This is a genomic window from Kitasatospora sp. NPDC004289, from assembly GCF_053602875.1.
Genome location: NZ_JBSGEL010000020.1, coordinates 16,992 through 38,591 on the forward strand (window position 1 = coordinate 16,992; position 21,600 = coordinate 38,591).

The 21,600-nt window shown below is 72.1% G+C and carries 18 protein-coding genes; 11 read left to right on the forward strand and 7 right to left on the reverse strand.

Features of this window, described 5'->3' with window-relative positions:
• Positions 1–6 precede the first annotated feature (6 nt).
• Together ACWEPF_RS15700 and ACWEPF_RS15705 are read right to left on the reverse strand one after the other, a co-directional pair.
• A complete protein-coding gene (locus ACWEPF_RS15700) occupies positions 7–438 on the reverse strand; it encodes a nucleoside deaminase (protein ID WP_452172953.1) in 432 nt (143 codons plus the stop codon).
• Positions 435–1,265 (reverse strand): LLM class flavin-dependent oxidoreductase, encoded by an 831-nt coding sequence (locus ACWEPF_RS15705; protein ID WP_452172954.1) that lies wholly within the window; start codon positions 1,263–1,265, stop codon positions 435–437. The genes ACWEPF_RS15700 and ACWEPF_RS15705 overlap by 4 nt, the downstream gene beginning before the upstream one ends.
• A 94-nt stretch (positions 1,266–1,359) precedes the next feature.
• Between ACWEPF_RS15705 and ACWEPF_RS15710 the strand changes: the two genes are divergently transcribed.
• Complete coding sequence (locus ACWEPF_RS15710; protein WP_452172955.1) at positions 1,360–1,905, forward strand: Lrp/AsnC family transcriptional regulator; 546 nt, start codon at positions 1,360–1,362, stop codon at positions 1,903–1,905.
• Between the two features lie 38 nt (positions 1,906–1,943).
• Here ACWEPF_RS15710 and ACWEPF_RS15715 read toward each other — a convergent pair whose 3' ends face one another.
• Positions 1,944–2,612: a TetR/AcrR family transcriptional regulator gene (locus tag ACWEPF_RS15715; protein ID WP_449795432.1), complete on the reverse strand. Its 669-nt coding sequence runs from the start codon at positions 2,610–2,612 to the stop codon at positions 1,944–1,946.
• 239 nt (positions 2,613–2,851) lie between these two features.
• Here ACWEPF_RS15715 and ACWEPF_RS15720 point away from each other — a divergent pair, with 239 nt between their 5' ends.
• From ACWEPF_RS15720 to ACWEPF_RS15730, 3 genes are all read left to right on the forward strand, one after another.
• Positions 2,852–4,471, forward strand: a complete 1,620-nt coding sequence (locus ACWEPF_RS15720; protein WP_452172956.1) for an MFS transporter — start codon at positions 2,852–2,854, stop codon at positions 4,469–4,471.
• A gap of 169 nt (positions 4,472–4,640) precedes the next feature.
• Positions 4,641–7,709 (forward strand): hypothetical protein, encoded by a 3,069-nt coding sequence (locus tag ACWEPF_RS15725; protein WP_452172957.1) that lies wholly within the window; start codon positions 4,641–4,643, stop codon positions 7,707–7,709.
• 23 nt (positions 7,710–7,732) lie between these two features.
• Positions 7,733–8,257, forward strand: coding sequence for a hypothetical protein (locus ACWEPF_RS15730; protein ID WP_452172958.1), 525 nt, complete (start codon positions 7,733–7,735; stop codon positions 8,255–8,257).
• 90 nt (positions 8,258–8,347) lie between these two features.
• Here the strand turns inward: ACWEPF_RS15730 and ACWEPF_RS15735 are convergent, their stop codons facing one another.
• Positions 8,348–9,820, reverse strand: coding sequence for an outer membrane protein assembly factor BamB family protein (locus tag ACWEPF_RS15735; RefSeq protein WP_452172959.1), 1,473 nt, complete (start codon positions 9,818–9,820; stop codon positions 8,348–8,350).
• Between the two features lie 221 nt (positions 9,821–10,041).
• Positions 10,042–12,792, reverse strand: a complete 2,751-nt coding sequence (gene aceE / locus ACWEPF_RS15740) for a pyruvate dehydrogenase (acetyl-transferring), homodimeric type (RefSeq protein WP_452172960.1) — start codon at positions 12,790–12,792, stop codon at positions 10,042–10,044.
• Between the two features lie 528 nt (positions 12,793–13,320).
• On the opposite strand from aceE, the gene ACWEPF_RS15745 reads away from it, so the two are divergent.
• The 5 genes from ACWEPF_RS15745 (at position 13,321) to ACWEPF_RS15765 (ending at position 17,140) form a co-directional block, all read left to right on the forward strand.
• Entirely contained in the window at positions 13,321–13,758 is a 438-nt protein-coding gene (locus tag ACWEPF_RS15745) for a DUF3052 domain-containing protein (RefSeq protein ID WP_345285069.1), read from the forward strand.
• A 236-nt stretch (positions 13,759–13,994) separates the two neighbouring features.
• Positions 13,995–14,453, forward strand: a complete 459-nt coding sequence (locus ACWEPF_RS15750) for a peroxiredoxin (RefSeq protein WP_345285071.1) — start codon at positions 13,995–13,997, stop codon at positions 14,451–14,453.
• A gap of 141 nt (positions 14,454–14,594) precedes the next feature.
• Positions 14,595–15,170, forward strand: coding sequence for a TerD family protein (locus ACWEPF_RS15755; protein WP_345285073.1), 576 nt, complete (start codon positions 14,595–14,597; stop codon positions 15,168–15,170).
• A gap of 268 nt (positions 15,171–15,438) precedes the next feature.
• Entirely contained in the window at positions 15,439–16,014 is a 576-nt protein-coding gene (locus ACWEPF_RS15760) for a TerD family protein (protein WP_345285075.1), read from the forward strand.
• A gap of 43 nt (positions 16,015–16,057) precedes the next feature.
• Positions 16,058–17,140, forward strand: a complete 1,083-nt coding sequence (locus ACWEPF_RS15765; RefSeq protein ID WP_452172961.1) for a DUF475 domain-containing protein — start codon at positions 16,058–16,060, stop codon at positions 17,138–17,140.
• 72 nt (positions 17,141–17,212) lie between these two features.
• On the opposite strand, the gene ACWEPF_RS15770 is transcribed toward ACWEPF_RS15765, so the two are convergent.
• The gene (locus tag ACWEPF_RS15770; protein WP_452172962.1) at positions 17,213–18,292 is read right to left on the reverse strand and encodes a DUF2637 domain-containing protein; all 1,080 of its coding nucleotides are present in this window, start codon (positions 18,290–18,292) and stop codon (positions 17,213–17,215) included.
• 223 nt (positions 18,293–18,515) lie between these two features.
• On the opposite strand from ACWEPF_RS15770, the gene ACWEPF_RS15775 reads away from it, so the two are divergent.
• Positions 18,516–19,256 (forward strand): TerD family protein, encoded by a 741-nt coding sequence (locus tag ACWEPF_RS15775; protein WP_345285081.1) that lies wholly within the window; start codon positions 18,516–18,518, stop codon positions 19,254–19,256.
• 32 nt (positions 19,257–19,288) lie between these two features.
• On the opposite strand, the gene ACWEPF_RS15780 is transcribed toward ACWEPF_RS15775, so the two are convergent.
• Entirely contained in the window at positions 19,289–20,071 is a 783-nt protein-coding gene (locus tag ACWEPF_RS15780) for a TerD family protein (RefSeq protein WP_452172963.1), read from the reverse strand.
• Between the two features lie 332 nt (positions 20,072–20,403).
• Here ACWEPF_RS15780 and ACWEPF_RS15785 point away from each other — a divergent pair, with 332 nt between their 5' ends.
• On the forward strand, positions 20,404–21,576 hold the full coding sequence (locus tag ACWEPF_RS15785; RefSeq protein WP_452172964.1) for an HpcH/HpaI aldolase/citrate lyase family protein: 1,173 nt from the start codon (positions 20,404–20,406) through the stop codon (positions 21,574–21,576).
• Positions 21,577–21,600: the final 24 nt, after the last annotated feature.

Here is a 21,600-nt window from a genome sequence, read left to right on the forward strand (position 1 = left end):
GCCCGGTCAGCGGTGGTAGTACGGCTCGACCGCCGCCCGGACCTCCTCCCACAGGGCGGGGCCGTCCTGCGGGACGGGCTGCCGTCCGCTGCCGGGGCGGATGGTGAGGAGCTGCTCGCCGGAGAGGGCGAAGACGACCCGCCGCAGCCCGGCCACCTGGATGGCGGCCGCGCACATGCCGCACGGTTCGCAGCTGGTGTACATCGTCGTCCCGGCCGCCGCCTCCGGCGCCAACTCCCGTGCGGCCCAACGGGCCAGCTTGAGCTCGGGGTGGGCGGTGATGTCCCGGTCCGTCAGCGTGGTGTTCCGCTCCTCGGCCAGCACCACGCCCTCCGGCGAGGCCAGCAGGGAGCCGAACGGCGGGTTCCCGCCGTCGGAGGCCTCGGCGGCGAGGGCGATCGCGCGGCGCAGCAGGGGGAGGTCATCGGGGGTGGTCACGGGGTCTCCGATCGGGGGAGCAGGTGGGCGGCCACGGTGGCCAGGTCGCGCCAGGCGCTCTCGGGGGAGCGGGTCTCCGCGGGGTCGCCCCCGTAGGTGTCGAGGAGGACGGACTCGCAGCCCAGCAGCCGGAGTTGGGTGAGATCCTCGAGCACCTGGTCGAGGCTGCCGACCCCGGCCAGGCGCTCCGGGGCCGGGTCGGGGGCGGTAGTGATCTTCAGCTTGATCCGGGGTGCCAGTGCGGGCCGCGGCCGGCCCTGTTCGGCGGCCGTGGCCGCCAGCCGCCCGGCGGCCTCGCGCAGCCACGGCAGGGTGCAGCGCATCGGGTGCCAGGCGTCGCCGTACCGCACCGCCCGCCGCGCCCCCGCCTCGCTGTTGCCGCCGACCCACAGGGGGACGTCCGGCGCCTCGGAGCGCAACCCCCGCAGGACCTCGTCCGTCAGCCGCCCCCGCCGCTCGAACGGGACGCCCAGCGCCTCGAACTCCTGCCGGGCCCAGCCCACCCCCACCCCCAGCACCAGCCGCCCGCCGCTCAGGTCGCGCAGATTCGTGGCCATCCGGGCGGTGAGCAGCGGGTGCCGGTACGGGGCGACCAGCACGGTCGTGCCCAACCGCACCCGGCCGGTCAGTCCGGCCAGCCAGGCGAGGGTGGTGAAGGGCTCGTAGAAGGGGTCGGGGTAGCGCTCGGCCACGTCGGGGGTGACGGCGACGTGGTCGGAGACCATCAGCAGGTCGAAGCCGAGGTCCTCCACGGTCGAGGCCCAGGCGCGGAGCATGCCCGGGTCGGTGCCCGGGCCGAAGTTGGGGACGTTCACACCGATCTTCACACCGTCAAAACTACGCAGTCCGGACGGTCCGTCAGAAGGGCTTCCTCCCGGCATGATCGCCGATCGGCCGGGGATTCCCCGGTAGATTCACCGGATGACCGAGATCCTCGACCCGACCGACTGGGCGATCCTCACCGAGCTCCAGCGGGACGGCCGGATCGCCTTCACCGAGCTGGCCCGGCGGGTGAACCTGAGCGCCTCGGCGACCACCGAGCGGGTGCGGAGGCTGGAGGCGTCCGGGGTGGTGACCGGCTACCGGGCCGAGGTGGACCTGGCGCGCGCGGGGTACCCGGTGCCCGCCGTGGTGCGGCTCAAGTACCCGGGGCCGGGGAGCCGGCACGAGCCGCTGCGGCGCCTGCTGGCGGAGCGTCCGGAGATCCTGGAGTGCCTGCGCACCACCGGCGACGACTGCTACGTCCTCAAGGTCGCGGCCACCTCGACGGCGCACCTGGAGGAGCTGGTGGACGAGCTGGCCCGACTCGGCAGCACCACCACCAGCCTGGTGCTCAGCCACCCCCTCCCGCTCCGCGGCCCGGCGGCGCCGAACCCGGCCGCACCGAACCCGGCCGCACCGAGCGCGGCCGTGCCGAGTCCGGTCCCACCGCGCACGGAGGCAGCCACCCGCGCCACCGCCCGCTGAGGGGCGTGCGACCGACGGTGACGCGCCGTCGGTGAGGGTCAGCGCCAGTCGCCGGCCAGGGCCGGGCCGAGCTGGTCGAAGTGGGACTCGATGACGGCGATCATGCCCTCGGGGCCGGGCCCGGACTCGCCCCCGCTCCAGGCCAGATGGGCGCTGCGCAGCACCCCGCCGAAGACGGCGGCGAGCACCCGCGGCCGCAGGTCGACAGCCGGGTCGAGGCCCTCGCGGGTGGCGATCAGCTGGGCCACCAGCCGCTCCTGGTCGGTGATCCGACGCAGGTGGGCGGCGAGCAGGGTCGGGGTCTCCTCGATCAGCTGGATGAGTTCGAGGGCGGCGGTGATGCCCTGGTCGCCGTCGGAGGTGGAGAGATCGCGCCAGGTCAGGACGATCGAACTGCGCAGCGCCTGAAGGGGGTTCTCCTCGGCGGGGCGGGCCCTGAGGGTCGTGATGAAGTGGTCCTCGGCGTCGGCCAAGACGGCGAGGGCGACCTCCTCCTTGTTGGCGAAGTAGCGGAAGAAGGTGCGCTGCGAGACGTCCACCGCGGTGGCGATCTCGTCGATGGTGGTGCGGGCGTAGCCGTGCTCCAGGAAGAGCCGGTGGGCGGCGGAGACCAGGGCGTCCCGGGTGCGCTGCTTCTTCCGCTCGCGCAGGCCGAGGATCCGGCAACCGTCCGTGGCGGTGGCGGGCGAGGTGGGCTGCACGGCCATGCGGCGGGGCCTCCGGGACTGGTGGATCGGTGCTGACAACGATAGCGCGCTGACAAATGGCAGCTCCCTGCACAAGTCAGGCATCAGCACAAGGCAGTGTTTGCCGAATGTCAGAGGCTGACATAATCTCGCACGGCGGTGACGCCCGCCAGGCCGGACGACTCGTGGGGACGGGTGGGCCGGGGCGTCACCGCCATCGGCAGAGTCATCCCGCAGCGAGCCCGGAGGGTCCGTCAGACATGAGCCAGTCCCTGACCAAGAGCGCCGAGGCGGCCGGTCCGTCCCGGCCGAGCAGCGCCCCGGGCGGCGGTGGCGGCCTCGCCCGCTTCCAGGGCCATCCCTGGCTGACCCTGCTCACCGTCGCCGTCGGCGTGATGATGGTGGCCCTCGACGGCACCGTGGTGGCGATCGCCAACCCGGCCATCCAGACCGACCTGGGGGCCTCACCGGCCGACATCCAGTGGGTGACCAGCGGCTACCTGCTGGCGCTCGCGGTCTTCCTGATCACCGCGGGCAAGATCGGTGACCGGTTCGGCCACAAGGGCACCTTCCTGGTCGGCGCGGCCGGCTTCGCGGTCACCTCGGCCGCCATCGGCTTCGCCACCAACATCCAACTGGTCATCGCCTTCCGGGTGTTGCAGGGCCTGTTCGGCGCGCTGCTTCAGCCGGCCGCGCTCGGCCTGCTGCGCGGCGCCTTCCCGGCCGAGAAGCTCAACATGGCGATCGGCATCTGGGCCGGCGTCATCGGCGCCTCCACCGCGGCCGGCCCGATCGTCGGCGGCCTGCTGGTCGAGCACGTGAGCTGGCAGTCGGTGTTCTGGATCAACGTGCCCGTCGGCATCGCGGCCGTCCTGCTCGGCCTGCTGATCCTGCGCGACGTCCGCTCCGAGAACGCGGTGAAGTCCTTCGACCTGCCCGGCATCGCCCTGCTCTCGGTGGCCATGTTCGCCCTGGTCTGGGGCATCATCAAGGCCCCGAGCTGGGGCTGGGGCGACGTCTCCACCCTGCTCTTCCTCGGCGGCGCGGTGCTCGCCCTGGTGCTCTTCGCGCTCTGGCAGACCCGGGCGAAGGAGCCGCTGATCCCGCTCAGCCTGTTCCGTTCGGTGCCGCTCTCGGCCGGTGTGCTGCTGATGGTCCTGATGGCCTTCGCCTTCTTCGGCGCCATCTTCTTCGTGACCTTCTACCTGCAGAACGTCCACGGGATGGCCCCGGTCGACGCGGGGGTCCACCTGCTGCCGATGACCGGCATGATGATCATCGGTGCTCCGGCGGCCGGTGCCGCGATCGGCAAGGTCGGCCCGCGGATCCCGATCGTGGTCGGCATGACGCTCACCACCGTGGCCATGTACGGGATGTCCACCCTCACCACCGACTCGGGCAACGGCGTGATGTCGCTCTGGTTCGTGCTGATGGGCCTTGGCATCAGCCCCGTCATGGTCGGTGCCACCGAGGTGATCGTCGGCAACGCCCCGCTGGAGCTCTCCGGCGTCGCGGGCGGACTCCAGCAGGCCGCCATGCAGGTCGGCGGCAGCCTGGGCACCGCCGTGCTCGGCGCGGTGATGGCCGCGAAGGTCACCGACGTGCTGCCGGGCAACTGGGCGAAGGCGGGCCTGCCGCCGCTCGGCCCCGAGCAGCAGGCCGGCCTCGACCAGGCCGCTCAGCTCGGCATCGTCCCGCCGTCCCCGGCCGGCACCCCGGACCAGGTGGTCCAGGGCATGGCCACCGCCGTCCACGAGTCCTTCGTCAGCGGCATGTCGCTGGCCTTCGCCGCCGCCGCGGCGGTCGCCTTCGCGGCGGCCCTGCTCGGCCTGCTCACCAAGAAGGGCGCGAACGACGCCGGTCCGGCCGTGCACATCTGACGCACGGTCGTCCGACCCACGGTCAGGGGGGAACGGAGCCGCTCCCGTTCCCCCCTCCGCTGCCCGATCGGGCGACGCGGCCTTCCCGTCCGGCTGCCCCCGACCGCGTTGGTCGGGGGCCGGGCGGACGCGACCCTGTCCGTGAGGGTCTGCGGACACGGGAGGGCGGATGCCGACACCAGCGCCCCGTGGCCCCGGGCCCGCCGACCCCGAGCGGTCACCCGCCCGCAGACCGCTCGCCCAGGCGCCCGCCGCCGCCCCGCCGGCCCCCGTGCCCGGTGGATCCCCGGCCGGGCCGCACGCGCTGCTCGCCCTGCAGAAGGCCGCCGGAAACCGCGCGGCCGCAGCCTGGCTGAGCGCCCGGCCCGGTGCCGCCACCACCACCCCTGCGGCCCCTCTCGCTCCAGTGGCCCGGGCCGAGCCACTGCCCCTGGCCGAGCCACTGACCCGGGCCCGGGTTCCGGTCCAACGCGCCGAGGACGAGGGCGGGTTGCTCGCCTCCGTCCGTCGCCGCGTCGCGGGCGTGGTCGACCGGCTGCGGTCCGGGTGGAGCGCGCTGAGTGCCACGGCCGGCGAGGCCTTCACCGCCGTGCGCGCCCGCGCGGGCACGGCGGGGGAGACGCTCGCCGCCGCCGGCACGGCCCTGGCCGGGGGTCTCGACACGGCCTGGGACAGCGGGCGCGGCGCACTCGCCGAGCTGGCGGCCGCCGCCCGCCGACGGATCGGACAGCTGGTCGGCGGCGTACACACCGCCGCCGCCCGTCTGCGGGGCTCCGTCCTGGAGCTGGATCCGGACGGCACCCAGGCCGCCTGGGGCGCCGTCACCACCGCCGCGGAGACGGCCGGGCAGGGGGCCAGGGACGCCGGGCAGGCGGCGACCGGGCGGATCGCCGGGGTCTGGGCCGGGCTGTGCGGCCGTTTCGAGGCGGGCCTCGCCGCGGCGGGCGGCCGGGCCGGTGCGCTGGTGGGTGAGGTGCGCGGCGCGGCCGGTGCGGTGCTCGGGCGGCTCACCGGGACGTGGCAGGACCTGACCCGCACGGCGGAGGGGCTGACCAGTGGCGGCGGAGGCCTGCTCGGGGGCGTCGTCGGCCGGGTGCTCTCGGCCGGGCAGGGCCTGTGGAACGGACTGGCCGGCCGGTGGGACGAACTCCGGTCCAGGGCAGACGGTCTGGCCGAGGCGGTGACCGCCCGCGCCGAGGCGGCCTGGAACGGGGCCCGCCGCCTGGCGGTCTCGGCGTACGAGGGGGTCCGGGGCGCCTGGGACGGGGCGCGGACGGCGGCCGTCCAGGGCATCGACCGGCTCGGCGGCGGCGTCCGCTCGCTGACCCGTCGGATCCGGGGGTTCCCGATCGGCGGCCTGGCCGGCGGCCTGCGCCGGTACGCCGCCCCGCTCGCGTCCGTCCGGGAGGCGGTCGCGGATCCCACCGCGACGGTGGAGCCGTACGCCGACCGGCTGGCCGGCACCGTGGGCCAGGGCATGCCCGCCGCCGAGCGGGCGGCGGCCGAGCACCTGGCACAGGCACCGCAGCAGTCACGGGAACAGGTGCAGGCCGCTGACGCTCCGTCGGCCGGGCCCGGGCCGGCCGTACAGCGGCAGGCCGCCGCCGGCGCGCACGGTGACCCGCGGAGCACCACCGGGCTCGCCGAGGTCTGGGCCGGTCTGCGCGCGGCCTGGGCCGAGAAGTGGGACCAACTCGACCTGCGCCGCTTGGCGTTGGACACGCTGATCGGCATCGTGTGGCCCTGGCCGAAGATCGGCGAGGAGCTCACCGGGATCGGCGGCGACGTCCGGACGGCGGTGTCCTCGCTGTTCGCCCCCCGGAACCTCCTGGCCGATCCGCTCGGCGCGCTGCACGACCTGTGGACCGACCAGAACCACCTGCTGGACGTCCCGCTCGCCCTGTGGCGGCGGTTGAACAACATCGCGCTGCTCCTGATGGGCCCGGTGACCATCGCGCTCACCGTGGTCGGAGCCTGCGGCGGCTCGGTGGCCGGCACGGTACTGGGGGCGATCGGAGGCGCGCTGGCGGGGCTCGGCATCGGTGCCGCCCCCGGCGCCGCAGGGGGCTTCGGGGTGGGCGGTGCGGCGGGCGCCGGGATCGGGTTCGGTGTGGCGATCGGCCTCGGGGAGGCCTTCCTGGCCTCCTTCGCGGCCGGTGAGGCGGTCGCCTTCGTCAAGGCCCTGGGGGATCTGCTGACCACACGTCAGACCCGTGCGGAGAAGCTCCGGGACTTCGGCGCCATGGCGGACAGCTCGCTGGCGCTGGGCATCACGCTGGTCCTGGTGGCGGTCGGCTGGCTCGGCGGCCGGCTGGCCTCGGCGGCCGCCGGAGTGCTCCGCCGGCTGGTGCCCGACTCGGTGGCCGAGGTGCTCGACCGCTTCGCCCGGGGAGTCCGCCGGGCCCGGGAAGGTGAGCCGGTACCGGAGCCGGACGAGAACCGCACGGTGCCCGCCGAAGTGCCCGGCAAGGCAAGGCTGTTGGCGGACATCGCCGGGTCCCGTAAGTTCGCTGCCCGGATTCGCGCCCTGCTCGCCGACGTCCAACGGCCGGGCGCACGACCGCGGCTGGAAGCCAGGCTGAGAGCGCTGGAGGAGACCCTGGAGCGGCTGAACGGGGCGGCCGAGCGGACCGCCGACCCGGCCGAGGTGCTCCGGCTGAAGGCCGAACGGGACGTGGCGCAGGGGGAGTTGCAGCGGCTGAACGCGGACGTCCGGGCGGCCGTGCCCCGGTTCCCCTCCTCCTGGGCGGAGTTCGACGACCGCTTCCACGAGGGGTTCGAGGCCGAGCTGCGCAGGTTCCGGGGCACCGAGGACCTGGAGCCGAACCCCGGTCTGCGGGGCGGTGAGGGCCAACTCTTCCTGGGCGCCGAGCGGTTCCAGGCCCTCAAGCGCTGGTTCCGGGTCAGGCTCGGCGACATGGCCGAGTCCGTCCGGCTGCTCCGCGGGGCCCGGGCCGGCGTCGAGGCCGACCCCCGGCTGCGCACGGTGCTGGAGGTGGTCGAGGTGACCCGGGTCGCCGACGACTGGGCGCTGCGCGGCTTCGACCCGGACTCGGTACCGCTGCGCAACGCCCTGGCCGACCCCGAGGTGGCCGCCGCCCGGCAGCAGGCCGTCGCGGCCCTGGAAGGGGCCACCGACCCGACCATGCGCCTGCTCGCCGACAAGCTGCGCGACAACTCCGCCAACCTCCACTGGTCCCCCAACAGTGGCAGGATCCTGGTCATCGACATGCAGTGAGAGCCTGGCCCAAGGACGGGACGATGCGCACCTTCTCCGAACTGAGCGACGCCCTCGGCCTGCGGAAGTTCCTGTTCAGCCCGCTCGGGACGCTCTACTTCGTGCCGTCCGCGCCCGGCTCCCCGCGCGTCATGGTGCGCCGCTTCGACGGGCTGCTCCCGCCCGCCCTGGCCGCCCCCTACGCCGGGCTGATCACCGCCTGCGCGGACTGGGTGGCCGCCCGCCCGTCGGTGGCCGCCGACGTCCGGGTGCTCCTCCCGCTCGAGGTGGGCACCGACTTCGTCGCCCGGCCGCACCCGGTCTACCACGCGTCCACCGACAGCTACGACCCGGCGAGCCCGCCGGCCGAACTCGCGGCCATGCACCGGACGGTGGCGGCCGCGCTGGAGGCGCCCGCCACCGGGGAGCGGGACGGGGTGGTCACCCGGGTGCTGGCCCGCAGCCTGCTGGAGCCGACCGGTCGGACGTACTACGACGAGCGCGAGCGCCGCTTCGTGGTGGTCGAGCCGAAGATCGAGCCGTCCGACCTCGGCGTCCCGGCCGGCTGAGGCACCGTCAGAGACCCGTCAGGCACCCGTCAGGTGCCGTCGGGCGCCCCGCACGGTGCCTCCTCCGGCCTGAGCCGGCTTCCTCCGGCCTCAGCGCGGCAGGCCGCGCAGCACCGGGACGGACGGGTCGTACAGCCCGTAGCCGATCAGGGTCCGGGTCGCCGTCCCGCCGAGCCAGGCCGTGGCGGTGCTCTGCCCGGTCGGCAGGACCTGCCGCGAGCGCACTGACCCGTCCTTCGGGTCGATCCGCAGCAGCTGGTTGTCGTACCCGTAGTCGGTCAGCGCCAGCACCCCGTCCGTCCCGGCCGCCAGGCCGTACGCCCCGCTGCCCGCGTCGACCAGCCAGCGCTGTGCGCCGTCGGCCAGCGAGAAGGCGGCGACCGCCTCGCCGAGGCCCCGGACCTTGACGGCGGCGACCAGCTGATCGCCCGTCACCACCGCCCGCAGGCCCGGTGCGCTGATGGACTGGTTGTTGGCCTCCAGGACCAGGCGCAGGTCCGGTCCGGCCCCGTCCTTGACCACGGCCCGCACCGCACCCCGCTCGCTGAGGGAGAGCACGCCGTGCACCCCGGCGCCGTCCTGCTCCTGGACCCGGACCACCGGCGGCTGGACGCTCAGCAGCTGCAGCGCGGTGAGCCGGGTCTCGGTGCCCAGCGAGGTCCGCCACGCCTCCTTGCCGTCGGCCGCGCCGAGCATCCGCAGCGTGGCGGTGCCCTGCGGGTAGGTGCCCGGGCAGTACTCGACCAGCGCGACCTTCGCCCCGGTGGCGGCCACCGCCAGGTTGTCGCAGTTCTTGGCGGCCGGGCCGCTCCACAGCTCGGTGCCGTCGGAGGCCTTCACGGCGCGCAGCCGCTCCTCCTCGGCGATCAGCACCGTGCCGCCGGTGACGGCCAGTTGGTGCCCGCGCCGCTCGCGGTCCACCGCATCGGTGATCTTGACGACCCGCTCGCCCCAGGCCCAGGTGCCGGAGCCCAGGTCCACCGCCCGGACGCTCTCGCACTCGCCCAGCGAGCGGCTCAGCGCGACCGCCGCCACCGTCCCGGCCGGGTCGGTGCCCGCGGCGCAGACCGTCTCCCGGGCGGGCGTGGCCAGGGTCCAGAGCGGGGTGCCGTCGCCGGCCCGGTAGGCGGTCAGCCCGTCCTCGCGGACCCGGACCACCGTCTCGCCCTGCTGCCAGATCGCCACCGCCTTGCCCCCGCCGGTCGGGTCGGAGGCGGTCCAGGCCGGCCGCAGCTCCGGGCTGGCCGGGTCGCCCGGCGGGGGCGGGGTGAGCATCCACCCGGCGATGAAGTACGCCGGGACGACGCCCAGCACGGCGCAGACCGCCGCCACCAACCAACCCTTGGGCCCGTCCCCGTGCAGGCCGCGGGCAAGCGTCACGACCAGGGCGACCAGGGCCATCACGACCATCAGCCACCCCAGCCCGAGCACCCACCCGATCCCCTCGGTCCAGGGCTCGGCGGCGCTGCCCCGCCAGAAGTAGACCGTGGCCATCGCGGTGCAGCAGCCGGTCAGCCCGGCCCAGTACAGCGTGACGTCGTGTGCGGATACGTATCTCGGCAAGGTGGGTCCCCCGTGCGTACGTGCGAAATTCAGCGCACTCTACCGGGATCCGCCCGCGGGGTGACCGGCCGTCCGACGGTGACCCCGTGCTGCTCGTCGGCCCGGGCGGAGGAGCGGACCCTTCGCACGTGCCCGGCCGGCGGAGACCTCGGGAAGGCCGAAGGGCCGGACGCTCCGTCAGGAGTGTCCGGCCCTTCGTTCGCTTCAGCTCACCGGAGCGGTCAGGCGTCGCCGCCCGCGTGGCCCGGGTCGGCCGCGGTGACGTCGAGCAGCTGGTAGCGGTCGATCGCGTCCTTCAGGGCGGAGCGGTCGATCTTGCCCTGCTTGGCCAGCTCGGTCAGCACGCCCAGCACGATCGACTCGGCGTCGATGTGGAAGAAGCGGCGGGCCGCACCACGGGTGTCGGCGAAGCCGAAGCCGTCGGCACCCAGCGACTGGTAGACGCCCGGGACCCAGCGCGAGATCTGGTCCGGCACCGCGCGCATCCAGTCGGAGACGGCGACGAACGGGCCCTCGGCGCCCTGGAGCTTCTGCGTCACGTACGGGACGCGCTGCGGCTCCTCCGGGTGCAGCAGGTTGAACTCCTCGGTCTCCACCGCGTCGCGGCGCAGCTCGTTCCAGGAGGTCGCCGACCACACCGAGGCCTTGACGTTCCACTGCTCGGCGAGGATCCGCTGGGCCTCCAGGGCCCACGGCACGGCCACGCCGGAGGCGAGGATCTGCGCCGGGATCTGGCCGGCCTCGCCCTCGTTGAGCTTGTAGATGCCCTTGAGGATGCCGTCGACGTCGACGTTCTCGGGCTCGGCCGGCATCTTGATCGGCTCGTTGTAGACGGTGACGTAGTAGAACACGTCCTCGCCGTGCGGGTGCTCGGCCGAGGAGCCGTACATCCGCTTGATGCCGTCCTGCATGATGTGCGCGATCTCGTACCCGTAGGCCGGGTCGTAGGCCACCACGCCGGGGTTGGTCGAGGCCAGCAGGTGCGAGTGGCCGTCCGCGTGCTGGAGGCCCTCACCGGTCAGCGTGGTCCGGCCCGCGGTGGCGCCGATCACGAAGCCGCGGGACAGCTGGTCGGCCATCTGCCAGAACTGGTCACCCGTGCGCTGGAACCCGAACATCGAGTAGAAGACGTAGACCGGGATCAGCGGCTCGCCGTGCGTCGCGTAGGACGAACCGGCGGCGATCAGCGAGGCGGTGCAGCCGGCCTCGGAGATGCCGTCGTGCAGCATCTGGCCGGTCGGGGACTCCTTGTACGCCAGCAGCAGCTCGCGGTCGACCGACTCGTAGGTCTGGCCGAGCGGGTTGTAGATCTTGGCGGACGGGAAGAGCGAGTCCATGCCGAAGGTGCGGTACTCGTCCGGCGCGATCGGCACGAAGCGGTTGCCGATGCCCTTGTCCCGCATCAGGTCCTTGAGGACGCGGACGAAGGCCATCGTGGTCGCGATGGTCTGGTTGCCCGAGCCCTTCTTGACCGCCTTGTAGGCGTCGTCGCCCGGGAGCTCCAGCTGACGCGGGCGCACCTTGCGGGTCGGCACGTAGCCGCCCAGCTCCTTGCGCCGGTCGTGCATGTACTGGATCTCTTCGGAGTCCTTGCCCGGGTGGTAGTAGGGCGGGTAGCCCTCCTCGAGCTGCTTGTCCGTGATCGGGATGTGCAGGCGGTCACGGAAGCGCTTGAGGTCCTCGACCGTCAGCTTCTTCATCTGGTGGGTCGCGTTGCGGCCCTCGAAGTTCGGACCGAGGGTCCAGCCCTTGACGGTCTGGGCCAGGATCACGGTCGGCTGGCCGACGTGCTCGCGGGCCGCCTTGAACGCCGCGTAGACCTTGGCGTGGTCGTGGCCGCCGCGACCCAGGTGCTGGATCTGCTGGTCGGACATGTTCTCGACCATCTGGCGCAGCCGCAGGTCACCGCCGAAGAAGTGCTCGCGGATGTACGCACCGGTCTCGGTGGCGTAGGTCTGGAACTGGCCGTCCACCGTGGTGTTCAGCTTGTTCACCAGGACGCCGTCGCGGTCCTGGGCCAGCAGCGGGTCCCAGCTGCGGTCCCAGATCAGCTTGATGACGTTCCAGCCGGCGCCGCGGAACTGCGACTCCAGCTCCTGGATGATCTTGCCGTTGCCGCGGACCGGGCCGTCCAGGCGCTGCAGGTTGCAGTTGACCACGAAGGTCAGGTTGTCCAGGCCCTCGCGGGCGGCCAGCGAGAGCTGGCCGAGCGACTCGGGCTCGTCCATCTCGCCGTCGCCGAGGAAGGCGTAGACGTGCGAGGAGGAGGTGTCCTTGATGCCGCGGTGCTCCAGGTAGCGGTTCATCCGGGCCTGGTAGATCGCACCGAGCGGGCCGAGGCCCATCGAGACGGTGGGGAACTCCCAGAAGTCCGGCATCAGCCGCGGGTGCGGGTAGCTGGAGAGGCCGTAGGGGGCCTTGGACTTCTCCTGGCGGAAGGAGTCCAGCTGCTGCTCGGACAGTCGGTCCAGCAGGAAGGCCCGGGCGTAGATGCCGGGGGAGGCGTGACCCTGGAAGAAGATCTGGTCGCCGGACTCGCCGTCCGCGTCCTTGCCCCGGAAGAAGTAGTTGAAGCCGACGTCGTAGAGCGACGCGGAGGAGGCGAAGGTGGCGATGTGGCCACCGACCCCGATGCCCGGGCGCTGGGCCCGGGAGACCATCACCGCCGCGTTCCAACGGGTCGCGTTCAGGACCTTGCGCTCGATCTCCTCGTTGCCGGGGAAGAACGGCTCGTCCTTGGTGGCGATGGTGTTGACGTAGTCCGTGCTGCGCATCTCGGGCACGGCGACACGCTTCTCGCGGGCGCGCTCGATCAGACGGAGCATCAGGTAGCGGGCGCGCTCGCGTCCCCGCTCGTCGATGGCCGCGTCAAGGGACTCGAGCCACTCCGAGGTCTCCTCGGGGTCGAAGTCCGGGACCTGACTCGGAAGGCCGCCAATGATGATCGGGTTGCGATCTGATCCGGAAGCCACGCTGTTCCTTCACTGTCGGTCGAAACTGAGGTGTGTCGCGCCGCCTCCATCGTGTACCGCGTCCGGGAGATCCGTCATATCTACCGATGGGTAACCGTTCCGCCTGGTCAGCGGGCCGGCCGGATGGCTCGCGAGGCTTCCTTGCCCCTGGTGCGCGCCATCGAGTGGTACGAAGAGGTGGTCCGACCTTGTCCTGAAATCTCTTCCAGGCACCCGGTCGACCGATGGCGGCCGTCCGGGGTGAGGGCCAACAGGAGACTTTACGCCCGCACGGGTGCGTACCCCGAATGACGTTCGTATCTCGGTCATCTTCGCGGTTCGCGCGCCTGTCGCCCCGCAGCATCCTCGACCGCTGCAGAAAAGGGCAAATCGGTGTGATTCCTGACACTCTCGCCGGGCGTGTTCCGCTCGTAGGCGTCAACCTTTGGGTGGGATGGGCGAGCGGGTACTTGCGCTAACCGCCACTCCCGTGTGGACTACGGCCAAGCCTCGGCATGGACGCCGAGCCGAATACTGGAGGTTATTCCCGTGAGCGCGACCGCGGACCCCGCGGACAAGTCCAACCCGGCGCAGCGACTCGGCTTCGAAGAGGGCCAGATCGTCCAGGAGCTCGGGTACGACGAAGACACTGACCAGGATCTCCGCGAGGGCATCGAGGACATCACCGGTACGGAGCTCGTCGACGAGGACTACGACGATGTCGCCGACGGCATCCTGCTGTGGCACCGCGAGGAGGACGGGGACCTGACGGACGCCCTCGTCGACGCCTTGGAGTACCTGGCCGAGGGCGGCCTGATCTGGCTGCTGACGCCCAAGACCGGCCGCGACGGCTACGTGAAGCCGGACGAGATCGCCGACGCGGCGCGGACCGCCGGCCTCTCGCAGACCAGCTCGGTGGCGATCGCCAAGGACTGGGCGGGCACCCGCCTGGCCACCCCGAAGGCCGCGAAGCAGGGCAAGCGCTGACCCGGGAAGCACCCGTGACGGGCCCCGCTGGAGGAAGCTCCAGCGGGGCCCGTCCGTTTCCCGTCCCGGCTTGTGCCGGCCGTCCAGCCCCGTGTTCACCCAGGGCGAAATCGGGGTGGGTTCGGCGAACTCGGCTCACTCGTACGGCGGAACCGGCCCGATCGGATGCGAGGATGCCGGTGTGGCCGCCCCGGTCGGTGCGGCGGCCGTGGATTTCGAACCAGAGGGAGGGCCGGATGGCCATCGAGGTAGGCACCCAGGCTCCGGACTTCGAGCTGAAGAACCAGCACGGCGAGCTCGTGAAGCTCTCCGACTTCCGCGGCGAGAAGAACGTGGTCCTGGTCTTCTACCCGTTCGCGTTCACCGGTGTCTGCACCGGCGAGGTCTGCGCGATCCAGAAGGAGCTGCCGCGCCTGCAGAACGACGCGGTCCAGGTGCTCGCGGTCTCCAACGACTCGCCGTTCACCCTCCGGGTCTTCGCCGAGCAGGAGAACCTGGAGTACCCGCTGCTCTCGGACTTCTGGCCGCACGGCGAGGTCTCCCGCGCCTACGGCGTCTTCGACGAGGAGAAGGGCTGCGCGGTGCGCGGCACCTTCGTCATCGACAAGGAGGGCGTGGTCCGCTGGTCGGTCGTCAACGGCCTCCCGGACGCCCGCGACGAGCAGGCGTACCTGGCCGCGGTGGACGCGCTCTGACGCCCCGCCAGCGCTGAGGCACCGGCCCGGTCCGACGAAAGTCGGCCGGGCCGGTCCCGTCACTGCCCGACGAGGGGAACCCGGCACTACGATCGGGCCGTTGGGAGAAGTGAAACACCATCAGCGCATTTGGAGGACCTCGTGGGTGTCAGCCTCAGCAAGGGCGGCAACGTCTCGCTCACCAAGGAGGCGCCCGGTCTGACCGCCGTCATCATCGGCCTCGGCTGGGACGTCCGCACCACCACCGGCACGGACTTCGACCTGGACGCCAGCGCGCTGCTCCTGAACGACCAGGGCAAGGTCGGTTCGGACGGCAACTTCGTCTTCTTCAACAACCTCAAGAGCGCCGACGGCTCCGTCGAGCACACCGGTGACAACACCACCGGCGAGGGCGAGGGCGACGACGAGCAGATCAAGGTCAACCTGGCCGGCGTCCCGGCCGACGTGCAGCGGATCAACTTCCCGGTCTCGATCTACGACGCCGAGAACCGCCAGCAGAACTTCGGCCAGGTCCGCAACGCCTTCATCCGCGTGGTGAACCAGGCCGGCGGCGCCGAGATCGCCCGCTACGACCTCTCCGAGGACGCCTCGACCGAGACCGCCATGGTCTTCGGCGAGCTGTACCGCAACGGCGCGGAGTGGAAGTTCCGCGCCGTGGGCCAGGGCTACGCCTCGGGCCTGCGCGGCATCGCCCAGGACTTCGGGGTCAACGTCTGACGCTCCGCCCGGGTTCTCGGGGTGCCTGTGTGACGCCCCGCCGGGGTGAATAGGCTGGGAGGCCGGGGTCGGACGGAGCTGCACTGCTCCGTCCGACCCCGGCCTTCGCCGTTGTGGGCGGCGGGGGCTGACGAGAGTTCAGCAAGTTCAGCGGGCCGCAACGGCCCGGAACGGGCTGCGGGGGCGTACACCTGGGGGGTTCACGACCCCTGAGGTGGGGCGCCGGCCGTGGCAGTAGCCCCGGTGACGGGGGACTGGGAGGAAGTACATGAGTGTCTCGCTGGCCAAGGGCGGCAACGTCTCGCTGACCAAGGCCGCGCCGAACCTGACGCAGGTCCACATCGGCCTGGGCTGGGACGCGCGCTCGACCACGGGTGCCGCCTTCGACCTCGACGCCAGTGCGCTGCTCTGCGCCGGCGGCCGGGTGCCGGACGACGCGCACTTCGTCTTCTACAACAACCTGCGCAGCCCGGACGGCTCGGTCGAGCACCAGGGCGACAACCTGACCGGTGACGGCGACGGTGACGACGAGGTCGTGGTGGTCAACCTGGAGCTGGTGCCCGCCACCATCGACAAGGTCGTCTTCGCGGTCTCGATCTACGACGCCGAGACCCGGCTGCAGAACTTCGGCCAGGTCTCCAACGCCTACATCCGGGTGGTGAACACCGCGGACGGTCAGGAGATCGCCCGCTACGACCTCTCCGAGGACGCCTCCACCGAGACGGCGATGATCTTCGGTGAGCTCTACCGCTACCAGGGCGAGTGGAAGTTCCGCGCCGTCGGCCAGGGGTACGCCTCCGGCCTGCGGGGCATCGCGCTCGACTTCGGCGTCAACGTCCAGTAGCGGCAGCCCGCACCCAACCCGTTTCGAAAGGCAGTCAACTTCCGTGGTCCTCCGTACATTCGGCTGGTCGTTCGGCATCACCGCCGCCGGCCTGGTCGCCGCCGGCCTGCTCTGGGGGTGGGAGGGCTTCGGCATCGTGCTGATCCTCTCGATCCTGGAGATCTCCCTCTCCTTCGACAACGCGGTGGTCAACGCCACCGTGTTGAAGCGGATGAACCCGTACTGGCAGAAGATCTTCCTGACGGTCGGCATCCTGATCGCGGTCTTCGGCATGCGGCTGGTCTTCCCGCTGCTGGTGGTCGGCCTGACCGCCCACCTCGGCCCGATGACCGTGATCGACCTCGCGCTCAACGAGGGCAAGACCTACGACGGTCACACCTACGGCGAGTACCTGGAGATGGCCAACCCGGCCATCGCCGCCTTCGGTGGCATCTTCCTGCTGATGATCTTCCTCGACTTCATCCTGGAGGAGAAGGACTTCAACTGGCTGGGCTGGCTGGAGCGCCCGCTGGAGAAGATCGGCAAGCTGGACGCGTTCTCCTCGCTGATCGCCCTGATCACCATCGCGGTGGCGGCCAACCTGTTCGCCGGTGACAACGCCGAGACGGTGCTGCTCGCGGGCATCCTGGGCCTGGCCACCTACCTGGCCGTGAACGGCCTCTCCAGCGTCTTCGAGAACCGCCTGGAGGAGGACGCCGAGGCCGAGGAGGAGGCCGAGAAGTCCGGCAAGTCGATCGTCCAGGTCGGCGGCCGGGCCGCGTTCTTCCTCTTCCTCTACCTCGAGGTCCTCGACGCGTCGTTCTCCTTCGACGGCGTGGTCGGCGCCTTCGCCATCACCCAGAACATCTTCATGATCATGCTGGGCCTGGGCATCGGCGCGATGTACATCCGCTCGCTCACCGTCTACCTGGTCCGCAAGGGCACCCTGGACGACTACGTCTACCTGGAGCACGGCGCGCACTACGCGATCGGCGTGCTGGCGGTGATCCTGCTGGTCGGGATCGAGTACCACATCCCGGAGATCGTCACCGGCCTGATCGGCGTCGCCTTCATCGCGGCGGCGTTCGCCTCCTCGGTGTACCGGAACAAGAAGGAGGCGGAGCTCGAGGGCGCCCCGTCCTCCTGATCCGCCGTCAGTACGCCGAAGGCCCCCGGTCCGTACGGACCGGGGGCCTTCGGCGTACCTGCTGGTGGTGCGTCAGCCGAGGCGCTGCTCGATCGCCCGGAGCTTGCGCTCCAGGGTGTCGAAGGTGTCCAGCTTCGGCATCGACAGGGTGTCGTCCTCGGTGGTCAGGTCGACGGAGGAGGAGTAGGACTCCACCGCGGCGCGCGGGCGGCGGCCCGGGTTCAGCGCGGCCGGCTCCAGGGCGGAGGGGCCGACCTTCGTCATGGGGTCATCGTCTAGCGCAGGCTCCGTAGCGGCCTGGCCGTCGCCGGCCCCCGAGGTGAGCGCGGGCACCTGGCGGCCGCCCCGGCCGCGGCCCAGCACGCCGCCGGAGGAGCGGGAGATCGCCTTCAGCTCGGCGCGCTCGCGCCGGTCCGCGCTGCGGGCGCGCAGCTTGGCGTCCATCTTGGCCTGGCGCTCCTCGCGCACCTCGTCGACCGCCTCGTCCAGGCTGCGGACGTTCTCCAGCAGCATCAGCGACCAGGCGGCGTAGGTCTCGCGGGGGGCGCGCAGCCAGCGCACGATGCGGATCTGCGGCAGCGGGCGGGGCACCAGGCCCTGCTCGCGCAGGGCGGCCTTGCGGGTCTGCTTCAGCGCGCGGTCGAAGAGGATCGCGGCCGAGATCGACATGCCGGAGAAGAACTCCGGGGCGCCGTCGTGGCCGCCGCCGCGCGGCGCGTGCACCCAGTTGAACCAGGCGGAGGCGATGGCGAAGACCCAGACCAGCAGGCGGGAGCCGAGCGCGGCGTCACCGTGGCTGGCCTCGCGGACGGCGAGCACCGAGCAGAACATCGCGGCGCCGTCCAGACCGAACGGCACCAGGTACTCCCAGCCGCCGGAGAGGCCGAGGTTCTCCTTGCCGAAGCCGACCAGGCCGTGGAAGGAGAGGGCCGCCGCCACGCCCGCGCAGCAGAACAGCAGCACGTAGGAGGAGATCCCGTAGACCATCTCCTTGCGGCGCCGGCGCTCCTCGCTGCGCTCCCAGGAGTCGGAGGTCTCGTCGGTCTTGACGGTGTTGTTCTTGAACCGCAGCGCTGCGACCAGCAGCGCGGTGAACAGCAGGGCCGCGCCGCCGACTACGGCCCAGACCAGTTGTATGGAGGAGAGGTTCATCGGGGGCGTGGGCCTCGGCTTCCGCAGGTCGGGTCAGCCGTCCGGGTACGGAGGGGTACGGACGGCAGGTACACGTGTGCGGGGGAACGATACCGTGCCCAGAAGTCGTGCATGGTACGGGAGGTGACTATCCGTCGGCGACAGTGACACGCGGGGTCTTCCGCCCCCGATCGGGGTACTGGTCCGGTAGGTTTGGCTGGCCGCTTGGGGGAGGGACACACGGATGGTCTCGTTCTGGGATTACCTGCGCAAGGACCGTACCGGCTTCGACACCGGGAACCAGTACAAGATCACCCTGACCAAGGCGCAGCCGCAGCACGCCCTCACCGGCCCGGCCGCGACCACGGGGTACCTGTACGTCAACCTGCACTGGACCACCCGGACCGCGGAGGCGGCCGGCGCGGGCGGCTCCACCCTGCGGCGGCTGTTCAGCCCCAGCATCCTGCGCCCGATGGAGCCGGACAGCCACTCCCGGCCGCAGCTGAACGTCGACCTCGACCTGGCCTGCATGTACGAACTCACCGACGGGACGCGGGGAGTGGTGCAGCCGCTCGGCAAGTACTTCGGCGACCTGCAGAAGCCGCCGTTCATCAAGCTCAGCGGGGACGACGTCTACGGGGCGCCGTCCGGCGAGACGATGTACATCAACCTGGAGAAGAAGGACCAGTTCCGGCGGCTGCTCATCTTCGTCTACATCTACGACGACACCCCGGCCTTCGACCGGACGCACGCGACCGTGACGATCGTGCCGCAGACCGGTCCCCGGCTGGAGATCAAGCTGGACGAGCGGGCGGCGGCGGCCCGTTCGTGCGCGGTGGTGCTGATCGAGAACACCGGGGACGGCCAGTTGACGGTCCGTCGGGAGGTCCGGTACGTGCACGGGTTCCAGTCCGACCTGGACCGGCTGTACGGGTTCGGGATGCAGTGGCAGCGCGGCTACAAGGCGGACACCCCGCAGGGCTGAGGCTTCAGGCGCGGGGCTTCAGGGGCGGGGCCTCAGGGCCGGGGCTGGAACTGCGGCCCCTGCGGCGGGAGCGCGAACGGCGGCGGGTAGCCGTAGTCCGGGCGGTAGGACGGCGGCGGGGGCGGGGTCACGGGCTGCTGCGGCTGCTGCGCGACCTGCTGCTGGGGCTGCTGGGGCGCCGCCGGGATCAGGGTGTAGGTGCCCGGCTCCGGGGCGGTGGCGGGCGTCTCCAGGGTGTGCACGGTCGGCGGCACCGCGGGGGCGTGGGCGGCCCCGTCCTCCACGGTGATGCCGTAGTCGGTGGCCAGCCCGACCAGGCCGCTGGCGTAGCCCTGGCCGATCGCGCGGAACTTCCAGCCGCCGCCGCGGCGGTAGAGCTCGGCGGCCACCAGGGCGGTGACCTCCTCGACGTCGGTGAGCACGAACTCGGCGATCGGCGGGGTGCCGGCCGGCGCCTCCATGTCGTGCAGCTGGATCCGGAGGTCGTCGAGGACCGAGACCGGGCCGCCCTCGGCGGAGCCGGCCAGCACCACCCGGTGGACGTCCGCCGGGAGTTGGGCCAGCTCGACCTCGACCGTGTCGGCCACCTCCTCCCCGCTGCTCTGCTTGCGCAGGTGGCGGACCAGACCGCTGGGATGCCGGGGCTGGTTGTAGAAGACGAAGTCGGCGTCGGTGCGGACGAGCCCGTCCGCGCCGACCAGCAGCGCCGAGGCGTCCACGTCCGGCGCGCCCGGACCGGTGGTCCAGCGGAGCACCGCGCGGACGCCGGCGGCCGCCAGTGAGATGTTGGCCCCCTTGGCCATCAGGTGCGTCATGACGGACCATCCTGCCGCTTCCCGACCGTTGTGGACAACGCGGCTGTCAACCCGGGCCCGTTCCGGGACGGTGGCGAGATGTGACGCGGACGGTAATCTTCCGAGAATTCGACGTTTCAGGTGGTCAGGAAGATCGGAATCACCCGTACCATGGGCCGCCTACGGCACGCCGACCCACCGTCGCATCGGCGCCCGGCCTTCCCCGACCTCCCACCGTTCCGGTCCGCCCTCCCACGGGCGGCCCCGAGCCGTCCTGCGAACCATCGGGACGGCCCGTCCGTCTATCCAGAGAAGCCCACGCCACCCACCTCAGCGCCCCACGGGAGAGCACCATGCGCCACTTCGGCCATCTCGCCGCAGCCGACCGCGGCCGGCTCTTCCTGGAACAGCCCGGGGAGTTCCACCGCGACAGTCCCGCCGAGCTGCTCTCCACCGCGCTCGGCGCGACCCTCTACAGCCCCGCCACCCGGCCCGCGCTGGCGGCCGACGTGCGCAAGCAGGCGGCCAAGGGCGTGGTCTCGATGGTGCTCTGCCTGGAGGACGCGATAGCCGACCACGAGGTGGTCGCGGCGGAGGCCAACCTCGTCACCCAGTTGGCGCAGCTGCACGCCGACGGCGGGGCCGGTCTGCCGCTGCTGTTCGTCCGGGTCCGCACCCCCGAGCAGGTCACCGACCTCACCGCGCGCCTCGGCCCGGCCGCCGCGCTGGTCTCCGGGTACGTGCTGCCCAAGTTCACCGAGGAGAGCGGCGGGCCCTTCCTGGAGGCGCTGGCGGCCGCCTCGGAGAGCTCGGGGCAGCGGCTCTTCGCGATGCCCGTGCTGGAGTCCCCCGAGCTGGCCCACCTGGAGAGCCGCCGGGACCAGCTGTTCGGCATATCCCGGCTGCTGGAGAAGCACCGCGAGCGGGTGCTGGCCGTCCGGCTCGGCGTCACCGACCTCTGCTCGGCGTACGGGCTGCGCCGCTCGCCCGACCTGACCGCCTACGACGTCGCCCTGGTGGCCGGGGTGATCGGGGACGTGGTGAACGTGCTCGGCCGCGCCGACGGCACCGGGTACACCGTCACCGGGCCGGTCTGGGAGTACTTCCCGGTGCAGGAGCGGATGTTCAAGCCGCAGCTGCGCCGCACCCCCTTCGTGGAGGCCCAGCCGCCGGCCGAGGCGCTGCGGCAGCGGATCATCGAGCACGACCTGGACGGGCTGCTCCGCGAGATCGAACTCGACCGCGCCAACGGCCTGTTGGGCAAGACCTGCATCCACCCCAGCCATGTCCCGGCGGTGCACGCGCTCTCGGTGGTCACCCACGAGGAGTACTCCGACGCACAGGACATCCTCCAGCAGAGCCTGGGTGGGGGAGGGGTGCTGCGCTCGGCGTACACCAACAAGATGAACGAGGCCAAGCCGCACCGGGCCTGGGCCGAGCGGGTGCTGCTGCGGGCCCAGGTCTTCGGGGTGGCCCGGCCGGAGGTCAGCTTCGCCGAGCTGCTCGGGGCGAGCCTCTGCACCTGATCGCGCGCTCGAGTACATGCACAA

Excerpts from the sequence above, each read along its gene's own strand:
- ACWEPF_RS15775 (WP_345285081.1), top strand. The coding sequence starts at position 18,516 with ATGGTCTCGTTCTGGGATTACCTGCGCAAGGACCGTACCGGCTTCGAC.
- ACWEPF_RS15730 (WP_452172958.1), top strand. The coding sequence starts at position 7,733 with ATGCGCACCTTCTCCGAACTGAGCGACGCCCTCGGCCTGCGGAAGTTC.
- ACWEPF_RS15770 (WP_452172962.1), bottom strand. The coding sequence starts at position 18,292 with ATGAACCTCTCCTCCATACAACTGGTCTGGGCCGTAGTCGGCGGCGCG.
- ACWEPF_RS15725 (WP_452172957.1), top strand. The coding sequence starts at position 4,641 with ATGCCGACACCAGCGCCCCGTGGCCCCGGGCCCGCCGACCCCGAGCGG.
- ACWEPF_RS15715 (WP_449795432.1), bottom strand. The coding sequence starts at position 2,612 with ATGGCCGTGCAGCCCACCTCGCCCGCCACCGCCACGGACGGTTGCCGG.
- ACWEPF_RS15760 (WP_345285075.1), top strand. The coding sequence starts at position 15,439 with ATGAGTGTCTCGCTGGCCAAGGGCGGCAACGTCTCGCTGACCAAGGCC.
- ACWEPF_RS15780 (WP_452172963.1), bottom strand. The coding sequence starts at position 20,071 with ATGACGCACCTGATGGCCAAGGGGGCCAACATCTCACTGGCGGCCGCC.
- ACWEPF_RS15750 (WP_345285071.1), top strand. The coding sequence starts at position 13,995 with ATGGCCATCGAGGTAGGCACCCAGGCTCCGGACTTCGAGCTGAAGAAC.
- ACWEPF_RS15785 (WP_452172964.1), top strand. The coding sequence starts at position 20,404 with ATGCGCCACTTCGGCCATCTCGCCGCAGCCGACCGCGGCCGGCTCTTC.
- ACWEPF_RS15710 (WP_452172955.1), top strand. The coding sequence starts at position 1,360 with ATGACCGAGATCCTCGACCCGACCGACTGGGCGATCCTCACCGAGCTC.
- ACWEPF_RS15720 (WP_452172956.1), top strand. The coding sequence starts at position 2,852 with ATGAGCCAGTCCCTGACCAAGAGCGCCGAGGCGGCCGGTCCGTCCCGG.